16 protein-coding genes are annotated in these 15,145 nt (G+C 48.3%); 8 read left to right on the top strand and 8 right to left on the bottom strand.

The window, feature by feature from the left end; translation table 11 throughout:
- Positions 1-41 precede the first annotated feature (41 nt).
- Positions 42-1,679: a hybrid sensor histidine kinase/response regulator gene (locus tag ACJJIP_RS12850; protein WP_020414866.1), complete on the bottom strand. Its 1,638-nt coding sequence runs from the start codon at positions 1,677-1,679 to the stop codon at positions 42-44.
- A 322-nt stretch (positions 1,680-2,001) separates the two neighbouring features.
- On the opposite strand from ACJJIP_RS12850, the gene ACJJIP_RS12845 reads away from it, so the two are divergent.
- The 3 genes from ACJJIP_RS12845 (at position 2,002) to ACJJIP_RS12835 (ending at position 5,290) form a co-directional block, all read left to right on the top strand.
- Positions 2,002-3,414, top strand: coding sequence for an amidohydrolase (locus ACJJIP_RS12845; RefSeq protein ID WP_020414867.1), 1,413 nt, complete (start codon positions 2,002-2,004; stop codon positions 3,412-3,414).
- Positions 3,411-4,712, top strand: coding sequence for an amidohydrolase family protein (locus tag ACJJIP_RS12840; protein ID WP_444945293.1), 1,302 nt, complete (start codon positions 3,411-3,413; stop codon positions 4,710-4,712). Before ACJJIP_RS12845 ends, ACJJIP_RS12840 begins: the two co-directional genes overlap by 4 nt.
- Before the next feature lie 182 nt (positions 4,713-4,894).
- The gene (locus ACJJIP_RS12835) at positions 4,895-5,290 is read left to right on the top strand and encodes an MAPEG family protein (RefSeq protein WP_444945292.1); all 396 of its coding nucleotides are present in this window, start codon (positions 4,895-4,897) and stop codon (positions 5,288-5,290) included.
- Between the two features lie 137 nt (positions 5,291-5,427).
- Here the strand turns inward: ACJJIP_RS12835 and ACJJIP_RS12830 are convergent, their stop codons facing one another.
- The 3 genes from ACJJIP_RS12830 to ACJJIP_RS12820 form a co-directional block, all read right to left on the bottom strand.
- On the bottom strand, positions 5,428-5,721 hold the full coding sequence (locus ACJJIP_RS12830) for a YebG family protein (RefSeq protein WP_020414870.1): 294 nt from the start codon (positions 5,719-5,721) through the stop codon (positions 5,428-5,430).
- Between the two features lie 359 nt (positions 5,722-6,080).
- Positions 6,081-6,698 (bottom strand): LysE family translocator, encoded by a 618-nt coding sequence (locus tag ACJJIP_RS12825; protein ID WP_020414871.1) that lies wholly within the window; start codon positions 6,696-6,698, stop codon positions 6,081-6,083.
- Positions 6,698-7,303: a DUF924 family protein gene (locus ACJJIP_RS12820; protein WP_020414872.1), complete on the bottom strand. Its 606-nt coding sequence runs from the start codon at positions 7,301-7,303 to the stop codon at positions 6,698-6,700. Before ACJJIP_RS12820 ends, ACJJIP_RS12825 begins: the two co-directional genes overlap by 1 nt.
- Before the next feature lie 180 nt (positions 7,304-7,483).
- Between ACJJIP_RS12820 and ACJJIP_RS12815 the strand changes: the two genes are divergently transcribed.
- From ACJJIP_RS12815 to ACJJIP_RS12800, 4 genes are all read left to right on the top strand, one after another.
- Entirely contained in the window at positions 7,484-7,780 is a 297-nt protein-coding gene (locus ACJJIP_RS12815; protein WP_444945291.1) for a hypothetical protein, read from the top strand.
- A gap of 72 nt (positions 7,781-7,852) precedes the next feature.
- Complete coding sequence (locus ACJJIP_RS12810) at positions 7,853-8,650, top strand: DUF6249 domain-containing protein (protein ID WP_157533680.1); 798 nt, start codon at positions 7,853-7,855, stop codon at positions 8,648-8,650.
- 10 nt (positions 8,651-8,660) lie between these two features.
- A complete protein-coding gene (locus ACJJIP_RS12805) occupies positions 8,661-9,215 on the top strand; it encodes a sigma-70 family RNA polymerase sigma factor (RefSeq protein ID WP_020414875.1) in 555 nt (184 codons plus the stop codon).
- The gene (locus ACJJIP_RS12800) at positions 9,208-9,582 is read left to right on the top strand and encodes a hypothetical protein (protein WP_020414876.1); all 375 of its coding nucleotides are present in this window, start codon (positions 9,208-9,210) and stop codon (positions 9,580-9,582) included. Before ACJJIP_RS12805 ends, ACJJIP_RS12800 begins: the two co-directional genes overlap by 8 nt.
- Positions 9,583-10,576: 994 nt before the next feature.
- Here the strand turns inward: ACJJIP_RS12800 and ACJJIP_RS12795 are convergent.
- The 3 genes from ACJJIP_RS12795 to ACJJIP_RS12785 form a co-directional block, all read right to left on the bottom strand.
- Positions 10,577-11,830: a phosphoinositide-specific phospholipase C-related protein gene (locus ACJJIP_RS12795; RefSeq protein ID WP_020414879.1), complete on the bottom strand. Its 1,254-nt coding sequence runs from the start codon at positions 11,828-11,830 to the stop codon at positions 10,577-10,579.
- 667 nt (positions 11,831-12,497) lie between these two features.
- On the bottom strand, positions 12,498-12,827 hold the full coding sequence (locus ACJJIP_RS12790) for a transposase (protein WP_444945290.1): 330 nt from the start codon (positions 12,825-12,827) through the stop codon (positions 12,498-12,500).
- A 50-nt stretch (positions 12,828-12,877) separates the two neighbouring features.
- Positions 12,878-12,985, bottom strand: coding sequence for a winged helix-turn-helix domain-containing protein (locus ACJJIP_RS12785; protein ID WP_444902649.1), 108 nt, complete (start codon positions 12,983-12,985; stop codon positions 12,878-12,880).
- A 337-nt stretch (positions 12,986-13,322) separates the two neighbouring features.
- Here ACJJIP_RS12785 and ACJJIP_RS21820 point away from each other — a divergent pair, with 337 nt between their 5' ends.
- A complete protein-coding gene (locus ACJJIP_RS21820; RefSeq protein ID WP_020414881.1) occupies positions 13,323-13,568 on the top strand; it encodes an IQM protein middle domain-containing protein in 246 nt (81 codons plus the stop codon).
- Between the two features lie 530 nt (positions 13,569-14,098).
- Here ACJJIP_RS21820 and ACJJIP_RS12780 read toward each other — a convergent pair.
- Positions 14,099-15,112 carry a hypothetical protein gene (locus ACJJIP_RS12780; protein ID WP_353375114.1) on the bottom strand — a complete coding sequence of 338 codons (1,014 nt, stop codon included), beginning with the start codon at positions 15,110-15,112 and terminating at the stop codon, positions 14,099-14,101.
- Positions 15,113-15,145 lie beyond the last annotated feature (33 nt).

The following is a 15,145-nucleotide window of genomic DNA, read 5'->3' as shown; positions in this document are numbered from 1 at the left end:
ATGTCATTTGCCGGCGATACAATTTAGGGTATCACTTATCTTCACTGTTTCTTGGTGTTGCTCAGCAAGCCACTGGCAATCATCCCTTCAATTTTCTTACTGAGGCGCTCATAAGTGAATGGCTTTTGGATACAATCTAGTACTCCATCAGCGATTACCTCCTGAACTTTGCTATCGACACTGTAACCTGTGGAAAGTAGGGCTTTTACTTCGGGGTTAATACGGCGGAGGAAAGCAAATAATTCCTGGCCATCCATGCCAGGCATAATCATATCGAGAATCACCAGGTCCACCTGATCGCAATGTTGGCGGTAGTAGGTAATTGCCTGTTCAGCCGTAGCAAAAGCCACAACACTGTGGCCATTCATTTCAAAAAGAGTTTTTGAATAACTCCGAACAATAGCTTCATCGTCTACAACCATGATGTTCAGTTTGCACCCAGCCGAAGGCAGGTTTGCTGGAGCGCCGGGTTTTTCCGGACGAGCTTTGGAAATTGGTAGGTATAGCTTGAAGGTGCTGCCTTCTCCTTCACGGCTATGGCACTTAATTGCGCCCTTATGGAGATGGATGGTGCCGTGTACCGCTGCGAGCCCAAGGCCAGCGCCGCGGCCACTTTCCTTCGTTGTGAAAAAAGGCTCAAAGATCCGGCGTCGCACCTCAGGTGACATTCCGGTACCGCTGTCACTAATCGTGATTAACAAGTAATGGCCGGGCTGAACTTCAAAATCAGCGATGGTTATCTCTTTTTCGATAGTGATGTTGCTGCTGGTGAAGCGTAGGGTGCCTCCATTCGGCATTGCATCTTTTGCATTGATGCCAATATTTAAAAGGGCGCTTTTTAGTTGGGCGGGGTCGCCAATTACATGGGGGCGATTAGCCTCGAGTAGTTGCTCGATACGGATACGCCGGTCGATGGTTCGGCCGAGCATAGCGCAAACGTCACGTGTAATTTCGTGAGTATTACAATCCTTCAGCTGATAATTTCCTTTGCGGGCAAAGGTGAGTAGCTGCTTGGTCAGCTCTGCTGCGTGGCGCGCTGTAGTCAGGATATGATTAGTGTATTCACTGATACGGGGGTCTTCGGAGATCTGCTGTATTATCTCTGCGTAGCCACTGATCCCGTGAATCATATTGTTGAAATCATGTGCTATGCCACCGGCCAGCTCACCGATAGCCTGCATTTTCTGGGCTTGGCGCAGCTCCTCCTCTAATAGCCGCTGCTTGGTAATATCTGTACCAATACTGAGTATGCCGCTGGGGCGGCCGCTCTCGTCGGATATAATTTTATTGGTCCAGGCAATCCAAACCCTTTTACCGCATTTGGTAATATTTTCGTTGATGTTGTAGCGGTGTTCCTGTGGGTGGTCGCAGATATCGTCAATCAGTTTACGCAAGTCACGCCCACTGGTTTCACTGGCGGGTACGATTGTGCCGACCAAGTGCCTACCAATTATCTCAGCCTCGGTGTAGCCAAAGAGTTGTTGTGCGTATTCATTGAAAGAAGTAATTCTCCCATTTCTGTCACAGCGCATAATAATAGAGTTGGCATGCTCAACCAGCTCCCGGTAGCGCTCCTCACTTTTACGCAGGGCCTCGTAAACCTGATTTGAATCCAGCTCCCGGGTTGAGGCAAGGGCTGGGGAGGGTGAGAAAATTGGTAAATTGCTCTCCTTGATCATTTGTTCTCCTCCTGAGTCACCCTTGAGTATTTTTTCACCAGAAATTGCACCACGTAGAAAAAGAAAAGTATATAGGTAGCTAATTCGTTTTTTGATCTAGCACGCAGTCTTTGCTGACACGCCGTTATTTGTAAGCGAGTTTGTAATCACGTGTTTGCGTCAATGTGATTCGGTTCAACAGTGTTTTGCGGAGCTATAGGGGCCAAATGAAATATGGTGTACCCGCTGGGAGGGCTAAAACTTTTGCACGGTCAAGTAGTGGCTACAGCGTAACAACCTGATAGCATTTACCGCTATATTCAAAACCATTGGATGATTTACTATGCAGCTGCATTCTCGAGTTTTCGGGCGCGGTGTCGTGGCTCTGTTTTGTGCCACGTTGCTGCTGTCCGCTTGCGGAGAGAAGAAGGTTGAGAGCGAGCAGAGATCCCTGGACTTCGCCCGCCTGGATGCCTTTCCCTCCACTTATTCAGTCAGTCAGTCCCGTCCGGTCCTGATTCAGGGGGCCACTTTACTCACCGGTACTGGCGAGCAACTGGAAAATACAGATCTGTTATTGGAAGGTGGCAAGATTGCCCAGGTCGGTAAAGACCTGAAGGCTCCGGAAGGAGCCCTGGTGGTGGATGGCAGGGATAAATGGGTTACCCCCGGTATTATTGATGTGCATTCCCATCTGGGTGATTATCCGGCACCCTCTATCGAATCCTCTCAAGACGGCAATGAGATGACTTCGCCCAATACTGCGCAAGTGTGGGCAGAGCACTCCGTATGGACCCAGGACCCCCAGTTCCCGTTGGCACTGGCAGGTGGCGTTACCACTTTGCAAATTCTACCAGGTTCCGCCAACCTGTTCGGCGGCCGCAGTGTAACCCTGAAGAATGTGCCCGGCCGCAGTGTGCAGGATATGAAATTCCCCGGTGCGCCCTATGGTTTGAAGATGGCCTGTGGTGAGAACCCCAAGCGTGTTTACGGTGGCAAGGGTACTTCTCCCTCAACGCGTATGGGGAATGTGGCTGGCTATCGTAAAGCTTGGATTGAAGCCAGCAGCTACAAGAAGAAATGGGAAGACTATGTAAAGAATGGCGGCGATGAGCCCGAGCGCGACCTGGGGATGGAAACCCTGGCGGGTGTGCTGAACGGCGATATCCTGGTGCACAATCACTGCTATCGCGGTGAGGAAATGGCCGTAATGATGGATGTTGCTAAAGAGTTCGACTTTAAGGTTTCTACTTTCCACCACGCAGTTGAGGCCTACAAAGTAGCCGACCTGCTGGCAGAAAACGATGTTTGCGCAGCGATGTGGGCCGATTGGTGGGGCTTTAAGCATGAAGCCTTTGATATGACCGAGGCGAATATTGCGATTGTCGACCAGGCCAAAGCCTGCGCTATGATCCACTCCGATTCCGGTGTGGGCGTGCAGCACCTGAATGAAGAGGTAGCCAAAGCGATGACTGCGGGCCGACGCGCGGGTTTTGATATCCAACCCAAGGATGCCGTTGCCTGGATGACATCAAACCCTGCTAAGGCGTTGGGTATCGAAGAACAAACTGGCAGCCTGGAGAAGGGCAAAATGGCTGATGTTGTGGTTTGGTCTGGTAATCCCTTCAGTGTTTACACCCACGTCGATCAAGTATTTATCGATGGTGAACTGATGTATGACCGCGCTGATGAAAAGCGCCAACCACGCAGCGATTTTGAGCTGGGTATTCTCAATGCAGAGGGAGAGCGGCAGTGAAAAGAGTAGTTGTTTTTTGTGCGTTTGCCCTCGGAGTTCTGGCCGCTAGTGCCCAGGCAGAGAGCATCCTTATCAAGGGTGGCAAGGTGCATACCTTGGGGGACAAAGGCAGTTTGGAGTCTGCCGATGTACTTGTTGTCGGTGGCAAAGTGGAGCAGGTAGGCCCCTCCCTGAGCGTTACTGCTGACCGGGTAATTGATGCACAAGGCAAAGTAGTCACTCCGGGAGTGATAGCGCCGGTTTCCGAGCTTGGTCTGGTGGAAATCAGTGCTGCCAGCTCAACAAATGATCAGTCGGTAACTGGTGAGAGTATTGGCAGTGCATTTAATCCGCTGCCCGCCTACAACCCTAAATCTACTTTGATTCCTTTCAATCGCGCAGGGGGCGTGACCAGTGCTGTAGTTTTTCCCGGTATCAGCACCTGGGATGACGGTGCTGTTGAAGCCCAGCGCGTATTCGCCGGGCGCAGCTTTGCTATTAAGCTGAATGGTGAGTTCGATAGTGTAGAAGCCAAAGATGTAGCCCAGAAGGCCTATTTAGGAGAGGCCGGTGCACAGTTAGCTGGCGGCAGTCGTGCCAATGCCTATGCCAAGGTTGAGAAGGCCTTGAGTGAAGCGAAGGAGTACCGGGAAAATCGCGCTGCGATTCGTCGTGGTGAGTGGCGTGAACTGGATTACAGTTTGGCAGATCTGGAGGCCTTACAGCCGGTGGTGAGTGGTAAGGAGCCTTTGGTCATTACCGCCAATCGCGCCAGCGATATTCTCGGTGCAATTGAGCTTGCCAAAGCCTTCAGTGTGAAACTGGTGGTGCTGGGAGCAGCTGAGGGCTGGATGGTAGCGAATCAGCTGGCTGAGGCCCAGGTGCCAGTGGTTATTGATGCTATCAATAACTTGCCTATTTCCTTTTCCAGCCTGGGTGCGCGCCTCGATAATGCGGCGTTACTTACCAAGGCAGGTGTAAAAGTGGCTATTAGTGGGCCCGACTACGCTTCTACCCACAATGTGTATCTATCTCGCCAGTCGGCCGGTAATGCTGTTGCTCATGGCCTACCTTATGAGGAAGCCCTGAAGTCTATCAGCAGCAATGTGGCTGATATTTTCAATCTGCAGGGCGGGACACTGGAGCAGGGTGCAGTGGCTGATATCGTCGTTTGGAGCGGAGATCCCCTGGAAGTTACCAGCTACCCGGAACAGGTATTGATTGAGGGTGAACCTCAATCTCTCGTTACTCGTTCTACCCGTTTGCGAGATCGCCATTTGAAGCCCACCAAGGGTCACAATTTTGGCTACCAATATTAATTTGGCCTGGCCATAGCTGTGAAGTAAAGAGCGGGTATTGCCCGCTCTTTTGTTATCTGCCTACAGGAAATTAAGACAATGAGCAAAAAAGCCTTGCTTGTTGTATAGGATCTGTGTGGCAGCAATATAGTCTTTACAGCTATATTCCAACAGTCTGATGAATAAGAAAAAGGATCGACCTAATGGCCTATGTTACGGCACTTTATACCAGTCTCTGTGCAATCCTGATTATCTACCTGGCACTAAGGGTGGTGCAGTTTCGCCGCACTAAGCGTGTGGGAATTGGCACCGGTGATGATCGCTCTAATGAGATCCGAGTGAGAGTGCATGCGAATGCAATTGAATATACACCTATAGCACTGTTACTACTTTTACTTGCTGAACTGGGTGGTTTATCACAAATTTGGCTGCATATATTTGGGATTTCATTTTTACTTTCCCGTATTTTCCACGCATATGGTCTAACTGCCGGTAAAGGTGGGACACACATGGGGCGTTTTTGGGGTACGCTGATCAGCTGGGTGGTGATATTGGCTTTGGCCATAGTTAATATTGTTCAGGCTGTGAAAGCTCTGTAAACAGCGGGCAAGAAGGGTATCGCTGGTTAGAGAGAGGTGAGCATGGCCAGCGGCACTGGTTAATCATCAAATAGTTGGGGGGCTAATAAAAAAGCCCGGCTTAACCGGGCAGAGTACAGGGATGAAACTACAAGCACTTACTGGTTGGCGGCAAAGGGAGTAACAGTTTCATCAGAGGTTTCCTCTGCACTGTCCCCTTCCAGCAGAGCCTCCGGTTTGCCTTTGCAGGCTTTGGCTAGTGAATCGCGGCGCTTGGCTAACAGCAGCCCTATTTCTTCGCCAGTCTGTTCATCAATACCTTCGATATGGCGCTCTATTAGTGAGGTGATGTTGGCAGCCAGTTCCAGCATCTTATCGTGTTCTTCAGCATCTTTTTTGTTGTCGAACATTGCTCCGTCTCGATCACATTTCCAAACAGCTACTACGGCCATGATGTGCCTCCCAATTGCCTTTCAGACATTCCAATTTTTTTGTATGACCATACAGTAACTGTATAAATATTCAGTGTCAACGCAGGGGTCGACAAATAGGCGGGAAATTAATTGCGGTCAGGAGAGAGAGGGTTGCGATAGCCTGAACACAGGGAATTTTTAAGGCTGTCATAATACCGCTTCGCTGCTCGGTGTAACCCCCCAGGTGCCGAGTTGCAAACTCCGCTATCACAGGCCCGTAAACCGGGCCTGTTTTTTTTTAAATGTAAGCGTCAATTGCCGCTTGGTTATCGAGCAGGCTTCTCGGCACTGTCTTTTGCCCTTTCTGACTCTGGGCTGTGGCCGTCAATCGAAGGAAATCAGATCGTCAATACGAGCTTTGCAGCTAGTCCGATCAGCAATAGGCCAAACAATTGCTGGATGCGGTGGCCCAGGTGCTTGCTGACTAACTGACGCTTGCGGCTGGCATGTACTGCCAAGGCGATGATGCAATACCAGAGGGTATCTATCCCGGAAGCTACTGCGGCCATTCCCAACTTAGTGGTAAGAGTCTGTTGCTCCGATACAAACTGACTGAATAAGGCAGTAAAGAACACTGCAATTTTGGGGTTAAAAAAGGCTACACCAAAACCCTGCGCGATTGCGCGCTGAGTACTTTGTTTTGGTGCCTCCAATTTGGTGGTGCTGGAGCCCGGTGCTGGTGCGCGCAGGGCCTTCCAGCCTAAATACACCAACATGGCGGCACCGGCCCATTGCAAAATACTGAACAGCAGTGGTGAGCTGGTAATTAGTACGGCTAGACCAAAAGCGGTGAGGGCGGCATAGATGGCGACACCAGCCCCATGGGCGATTGCACTGGCGAGCCCCTGCTGGAGCCCTGATGCGGAAGAGCGCATTACGATCAATAGACTGGGCCCAGGAGACATGGCCCCGAGTGCACAGATACCTGCGAGTGATAACCAACCGAGTAAATCCATTATTTAAAGCCGCCCCCTTGTGCCAGCCATTGTTTCTCTTCATCTGTAGATTCGCGGCCGAGTGCCGCGTTGCGGTGCGGATAGCGCCCAAACTGCTCAATCACTGCCTGATGAGCCAGGGCGTATCGATAGTGGGTCGCAAGGTATGGGGCAACACTTGGGTCACCCTGGTACTGTCGCTGCAACTGGCTGAAGTATGCCACGGAGCGTCGTTGCATCGGGAGTTTTTCACTGTGCTCCAGCGGCATACCCACGAATATTTGCTGAAATAGTCCGAGTCTGCCGGTGTCTCCGCGCCGTAGGATATCTTCGGTAACTTCCAGCGCGAGGAGGTCTCCCGCAAAGGCTTTCTCGTTACCGCGATAGATATTGCGAGCGAACTGATCGCATAGGAGCACCAGGGCAAGCTCGCCTCGCAGGGTTTGGCGCCAATGGGGCAGTCTTCCCTCCAGAGCCCGCTCGGTAACCCTGCCAAAGTCGCACCGTATCTCGCGATCTAACGCTGGCGTCGCTGCAAACCAGCGTTGCTGCTGCGATTTGGATGGCAAGTGGCCCAGCGTTGGGCCGCCGAACCAGAATGTCAGCACATCCACTATTGAAGACATCAACCTGAACTCGTTTTTCAGTGGTCTGGATTATTGCGACTTTTATACCTGTTGGTCCAGCCGCAGAGGGAGATGGTGCTACCGGAAAGGTGGCGCGAAAAAATTTTTATGCATCTGCATCCAAACCTGAGGCTAGTCCCGTCATAGAGGTGTACAAGGAGAAACGATCTGGAGGTCACAATGTTTACTGCGGGATCATTTAAGAAGGTACAATTTTGCGCCGTACTGTTACTGGCGCTCAGCGGCATGCAAGCGGCAGAAGCCAGGGCGGTAGAGCTGGGCTTTTCTGTGGAAGACATCCACCGGCAGCTCATTGAGAAGACTGACCGGCATTTTATGGCGAAGCTCAATGAGTGTAAGGCAAAAGCTGATTCACAGAGCATCGGATTCCCCTATCCGGTGCATGTAGCTGAGGATAAGCCTAAACAGGGCGCCACACCGAGCCCTTATTCAAAAGGTCGCCTCACAGTCATGTAAGGCCAAAAAGTGGTTTTGGGTATCCCCGACGGTGCAACAGCACATATAACGAGAATGATCAGAGAGTAAAAAATGAGAGCGAGAAATTCACAATCCATGCGGGCTGGCGCTCGCTGGCTGGTAACTCTGGTGGCTGCATTTGCCGCCCTGGGTAGCTGGGCACAGGATGACAGCACGGAGATGCCGAAGCCTCCTGCTCCACCATCGATTGATGCCGAAGCGTCCGAGCCGAACTCACGGGTGCGGATTATGCGTGATGACAACGGCGTGCTCACTATTAAAACCCAGGGTGAAGATGGCGAGCGCAGTGAAGTCAAAGTAGATCTGGGTACCGATTTTGGTGGGCCACTGAGTCAGCGGATTATTGAGAAGCTTGAGAGCAAAGGCATTCTCGACGATCGGGGCCAAGTGGTTGAGGAGGCCCTGGATCAGGTTCCGGAGAATGTCGAAATCGGTTTGACTAGGCATTACGACCACAAGGCCAGGTTTTGGGATAGGGCGCATAACACTGAGCCCTTGGAGTCCTGGCTGGTACCAATAATCGCTCTGATCTGCATTTTTGGGATGCCGGTGCTGATTGTCTGGCTGGTGACTCATAACAGCTACCGCAAGAAACAGTTGGTTGTGGAAAATATCAACCGCATGGTTGCTGAAGGTCGCGATGTACCGCCTGAGATGCTGGATATGCTCGAAGGCAACAGCCCCAGGAGTCCTGCAGATAGAGGCATCACCCTGATTGCTGTGGGTGCAGCGGTGTTTATCTGGCTGACGGCCCTGGCAGGCTTTGGTGTAGGTAGTCTGGGTTTGATCCCACTGTTTATCGGCCTGGCCCGCTTTATCAACTGGAAGCTCGATAACAAGCAGGTGTAAGGACCCGAATATGGACCTCAATGATGAGGATTTGATCAGGCGCACCGTCGAAGACGGGGACCAGCGGGCATATGCTCAGCTGGTTCGCCGCTATCAGTCACAGCTGCGATTCTCGCTCCGTCAGCTGTGTGATGGCGACCAGGGCCTGGCGGACGATATGGCGCAGGAGGCCTTTATCAAGGCCTACAAGGCGTTGCCGGCATTTCGGGGGGATGCCCGGTTCAGCACCTGGTTGTACCGTATCGCCTACAATCTCGTCATGAGCCACAAACGCAAGAATGCGCCAGATGTGGATCAGGAGGCGGTCGACAGAGCTCAAGCAGAAGAGACTGTGGAAGAGTCCCAGCAACTGGGTATGGCAAGGGATCTAAACTCTGCTATGAGTAGCCTGAGCGATGCCCAGCGTCAGGCGATACATCTGTGTATGCAGAGGGGCTTTTCCCATGAGGAGGCGGCAAGCATTATGAAGTTGCCGCTGGGTACGGTAAAATCCCATGTGAATCGCGCGAGGGCCAAGCTGCGCAGCTTGCTCCAGCCATGGCGCGAGGAGGTGGTAAATGGTTAATTTTGAACAGCGGAACACTAAGGGTGGCACCTTGAACGATGTTGCTATAGAGGGCAAAGATCCACAGTTCGATGCCTGGCTAAGCGAACAGCTGCAGTTCGATGAGCCCTACCTGGACGACGATGGCTTCTGTGAAAGCGTGATGGCAAAACTGCCTGCGCCTTCAAAGGATAGTGAGCGCCGTGCCAGCCGATCCCAATACATCGCTGTGTTGGCAGCCTCAGGAATCGTGGCCTGGCAATTTCCATTTGGTGAAGTATTGAGTGAAGCAGCGCGCCAGTCCATCAGCCTTTACAGTCTGGTTGGCGTTGGAATGCTCTCCTCGCTAGTGGTGATGGCTGGCGGTATTTTTGCTGCACGTCGCTGATTAATTCCTAATAGTAATAAATAGGGATTATCGGCCTGCCCCCACTACCAATTGGGGGCGGATAAAATTTTGCTCCTCCGCTAATTGGAACACTTTTAAATAGTGACTTCGTACTGTAGAGGGTATGCTTTTAATTTCTTCTCTCTTTTTTGTATAGCCATGGACAGCGCTATGCTCGACACGGTGCTCTGATACTGGGTTAACGTCTAACCTGCCACCACGGTGCCGGTGGATATTTTCCTCAAATGTAAATGTGGGCCTGTAGATATTTAGTCCCCCTCAAGGGCAGCTTTACAGAATTCCACAAGTCATCCTCATCATAAATTACTTTGGAAAGCAGATTTATTCCGAGTAACACACTCGAGAAGCGCTGTGAATACACTCTTTTAAGCTTGAAATCGGTATCCATGCCTCATACGATCCTGAACGCAGTGTATTCCCTCTTTCCCTCTCACCAGCCACCTATAAGCCTATTCCCCAGTGAAGCTCATCGTTGATGTCGGCCATCCTATGCTTAATCCATGCCCACCCAATTGAATTAGCATCAGACTAGTCAAAACTTTTATCTATTTTAATTCGAAGCCAAGAGTACCAATATTTACTGAGGTTATTGCCATTTTCTTTTGATGGGTGTCCAGAATTGATTTGTACCTTTAGAACACCTAGTAGGGTATATGTAAAAGTGATTGATCATCAACTAAATATTACCGACAGGGTATAAAAAATAAAATTTGCTCTGCATGGGTACATGTTTGAGGAATTAAATAATTCTATCTTGAATGAAGGGGGCTTATAGCTTTTCCATTTCATTATAAAATTATATGCTGTAGAGTTTTCAAGTTGTTTTAGTGGCTTTAATAATGGATCTATTTAGCCATTCTTTTGGTCGTAATTCGAGTAACAATTTCAGTGGTTTTTTTGACGGCCGGATGGTCAAAACTATCCAGCCGGGCTCTCAGATCAGCTATCAATATCTAATGATAGGCTCTTTAGGTTATGGATGACTTGCCTCCCATTTTCCTTCCTCAGCAATATCAGAGTAATGCAACCAGACTTGATCCACTGATACAGATTCTTTTGCTTGTACTAACTTTGTATTTTTATAAGGACTGGTGGGTACAGAGAATTGATATACGCCATTGGTCTCTGCGTGACAGATGGTCATACCTTCACTCCAGATTCCCTGTGAGCTAGTGATATACCAGTCACCTTGGGCATTTTCACAAGCAAAGGATTTTATCTGAGTGCAATTCAAATCGTTGAAGCGGCCGTTGGCTCTGGATAGTGCGCAGTCTTCATTGCTTGTACTGCCAGCATTGTTCGGCTCATTGACATCCCAGCTCCATACAGCTGCTGCGATTCTGTCCGAATTTGTATAGCCCAACATATCCAGTCCGGTAGAATTTAGGCCACATTCCATAAGTATCAATAATTCGCTGGCATTAGTGGTCTTATCATCGCTGCCCCCGGATAAATTTGTCCGATCCTCTGAAACTGACATTATGCCACTCTCTGGGTTTTCCGGGCAGACACCATTGAGAACCTCATTGCGATCGTAGGAAAGTCCACCTTCGTGATTCTTGAACACCAGGCTTTGATAATTATCATCATTACAGGCGGAATTCCCAGTAAAATAAACTTGCTTGCCTGCATTTAAAATATCTCTATCAGTAAGGTCTGCTGGCACCTTACTGCAGCCCCCGTTTGGGCGATAGACCAGCTCTCCCATAGACTCTTCCACTCGTGCTATAAATTCATTGTGCTCTCCATCCATTTCATCTTGAATTTTTATCTCTATGACTTGATCTGGATTTTTGTCAAGCCAACTTTTCACTTCATTGAGCCCTTGAATTAACCTGCGATCAAATGAACTGCATCCCCAATGATTGGATGTGCCATGGCAAAGCAGGAGTTCAGTTTTCCAGGTGCTGAAGCTAAAAAATTCATGCACATCGAAGTTGATTCTGCGAACGCCTGCTTCTAGTTGATCGTTCAAGGACAGCTTTTGATTTGGATCTACATAGCGGAATGCATTGGCATACTCCTCAGCGTTAAAGGAGTTGTGTGTTCCCAGTCTGAAACCTTCTCTTAGCGGTACATCGAGATCTATATCGTTTTGAATCTTAAGCGCACGGATACGCCAATCGTTAGAATCAAGTGTGAACTCTCCCGCGGAAACAGATAGGGAAACAATAAAGTTAGTCAATAATAAGGTAGAGAGGGTGGTTGTTTTGACTATGTTATTCATCGATTAATCCAAGTTTATTCCGAAAATTGGTGGGTGTGTGAGTTGAAAAGTGTGGCAAGAAATTGAGAAGTTCAGCGGGATTTCTATATTTTAAACTGAAAATAGCCTGGCTGATTTATCCATTTCCTTGGAAAATATCTACAACTTTTAATGTAAGCTTTCGATGTCTAATTAAATTAAACATCTTTGGTATTATAAAATGTTTATTGATTTTATGTTGTTGGCTTTAAGGTTTGTTGTATCCTTTGTTGAAAGAATTAGTCATTTTTGTGGGCTTGTTGGCGTTATGGCAATATAGTAGGCGACAATTAACTTTAAGAATCTAACATGTCTTTAGTTAACGTAATTGAGCGGGCCCTTAAAGCCTTTGCTGACTTCGTTTGAGGGCCTCGATTACTTTTCTTATTGTTAATCCGGCGGATAAATCGTTTAATTATGCCGCGTACTTAATTGATTTATGTCGGAAATAGGCTGCTACACACGCGGGCTTTTTTGTAACATTCTCATATGAGAAAGTACTTTGCTTTTCAGTTTCTCCATGAGTCGGGCTGGCATACTACTGTGAATGCCCCCCTTTAAGGTTACAATTCAAATACTCATCTGGATTCAGTTCAGGTGAATATGATAGTAAATAATAGATTTCTTTCTCATCCCCGTGCTCTGCCAGTCAAGAATTAATGACTTGTGCATGGTGGACCCTAAGATTGTCCAGGATGAGATAAACTTTAAGTTCCGATTTTTTGGTTAATCGCTTGAGAAAGTCAATCAGCCTATCGGCATTCATACTTCCTTTGTAAATTTGAAAACGCACTGTTCCTTGGTTTGAAATCGCGGGTATCATATTGAGTGAAGTAAGCGTGGCATTCAGCTTCACAATGGAATTTTTTCCTTTTGGTGCATCGCCATGCTCATGCTGGCAATCGCTGCGAATGCCTGTTTCATCACCCCAGTAAATCTCTGCGTCTTGCTGTTTAATGCCTGGGTAATCTTCCTCCATCCATTTTTAACGGCTTTCGGGTTTTGTTCATAGGCCCGTTTGGCAGGCTTCTATGGCGTAAAGCCTCGGCGTTTCAGATAATCACCGACGGTGCGAATTGGCATCTTCAAATCGCATTCAGGTTCGATTAACTCCATGACTGCCTTGCGTGCCCACAGGATATAGTCAAGCTTGAGCTGATCTGGCTGCTCATCTGAGATTTGTTTTGAAGCTTTCTTTCTCTACCGTTAGCCTGCGGTTCGTACCTTCCGGGTAGCCGCGCTTTCTAGAGGCCAATGCTTTAAAGTCCTCTGCTTTATAAGCATTGATCCAATTTTGTACTACTCGACTGGAAACATCCAGTGCCAGTGTAATTTTATCGCATTAATAATATCCATTTGGATATTGTACCGAACTATAGAGATACCAGATTAGCAACCAAAAACTTTAATAGCGGTGTCTTTGTGTCTTATATAAAGGAAGAGGAACGCGTAAATTATCGAGCCGATATTTAAAATGGATTGCTATATTGACGTGGCAACACTGCTGAATACTAATCCTGGCGGCTCCTGGGTGTTTGTTATGGATAAAAATGGACGTATCTTTTGCGGTAATAAAGTCGGTGACATTCAGAATCATTCGGCATTTTTGTCTGGGCAACCAGTTGCTGCGGCAGGACATATATCTGTGGCAAATGGGAGAGTAGAACTAATTAACAATTTTAGTGGTCATTACCCACCTACCAGTAACTACATGGAGTAATTTAAGGAAGAGCTGGAAAAAACAATGTTGACCTAAGGGTGACAAAAATCCAATTTGGTATCTCTTCAAAAATTTACGCACTACGCGCAAAAAACAATCTAGATCCATTTTATACAGGGAAATGGTATCAAAGTTTTCGTGGTACAGTAATCAGGGATACTGTTGATGGTAGCTCACATACATATAATGGCCGCACTCACATTCAAGGGCAAAAACTAAGGCTTTATCCTGATGGGCCCAAGTGGCAATGGCTTTAATGTGGGAAAGTTGAACAGGGGAATAGCGGTGGGAAGTTCGCCTCTGAATTAGTAGACTATAGTGTGCGGACTAATTCTTGTTAATTGATTTTTTTAATGGCTACTTTTAACGTCAAATTTATATGTTTTGATTAGCGTCCGAAAGTGGATGTCACTTTCGGACAGAAATTCTATTGATTGGGCCGATAAGGGATGTATTCCAATTGCCCTCTAGTCAATTATTTTTAGGTAATACTAGTGTAACTCCGAACAATTTCTTAATATCAACAACGCTTAGCCAAGCCCCAATTCACGTTCAATTTGAGCTTTCCGCCATACCGAATATTTTTGGGGGAGCTTGGCTTCCTTGGTGTTATCAGCGATGATCGCACGTCCCATGCTGGGCCAGCATAAAACGGCCAGTACTCGTGGGGCAATTACTTGAAAGACTTTGGGTGGCCCCATCAGGGTTTTTAGTTTCTGTACAAGAGGCAGCCAGGAAGCAGGGACTACCTGCTCGGCAATCGCCCATGAAGCCTGGGGTTCACTGCCTAGCTGTTTCGTAAGGGATTCGTAGCGTAGTGTCGCTGCTCGGAGAGCCGCTTGTGGAGATGCTATTATTACTGCACGTGCGCGTCGCTCTGCACATAGCAGACAGATCTCTTTGGGTAGACCACTGCGTTCAGCCAACTCTGGATTTAGTGCCCAGCCGCTGGCTTTTATATGGCACTGACATATTGAACAAGCATACTTTGGGTTGTCAGCATTAAAGAGTGAATTTACTTTCTGTGGACGTTCGCCGTTTCGCCAGTAGAGGGGATATTGATCGAAAATGGAGCTGGCAAAGTATCTTGCAAAGATTAACCAGTCGATATCGGTAACAGTTCCAAAACGGTCCTTACGCACAAGTTCAGGAATATCCAGGCTATAGAGGTGGCGCAGGCAGTGGGTGCAGGGCTTTAGTTCATCTTGTGGAAAAACTTTTTGTGCAGCAGTGTAGTCGCTACTCGCCCAAAGTGAACCTTGGTAATTGCTTAGCGATGGGCATTTAGGAGTTATATGGATTTGCCCAAAAGAATGCCCCTGCGTAGAAGGGCTTTCTTCAAGGCCAAATACAAATACCGGAATGTTACGGTAGCGCCAGCCACAGGTGAGGCTATCCAGGTCTGAGTAGTCCAGCTGAATACCAGAGCTGATAGCTTCTGCCAAACTGTTCCGACTTGGAGTATTCGTCGGTACTTTCAATAGGGGACTGTCGGCGGGAATTCCGTGATCGCTACTCTCCGGTTGACATGATGTAGCTTTCATAGGCGTGAAGCCGTGCCGCGGCTCTTGTGTTTG

Source organism: Microbulbifer variabilis (assembly GCF_052467165.1).
Note: the sequence above shows the minus strand (reverse complement) of the source record. Positions and strands in the feature narration are given on the sequence as shown.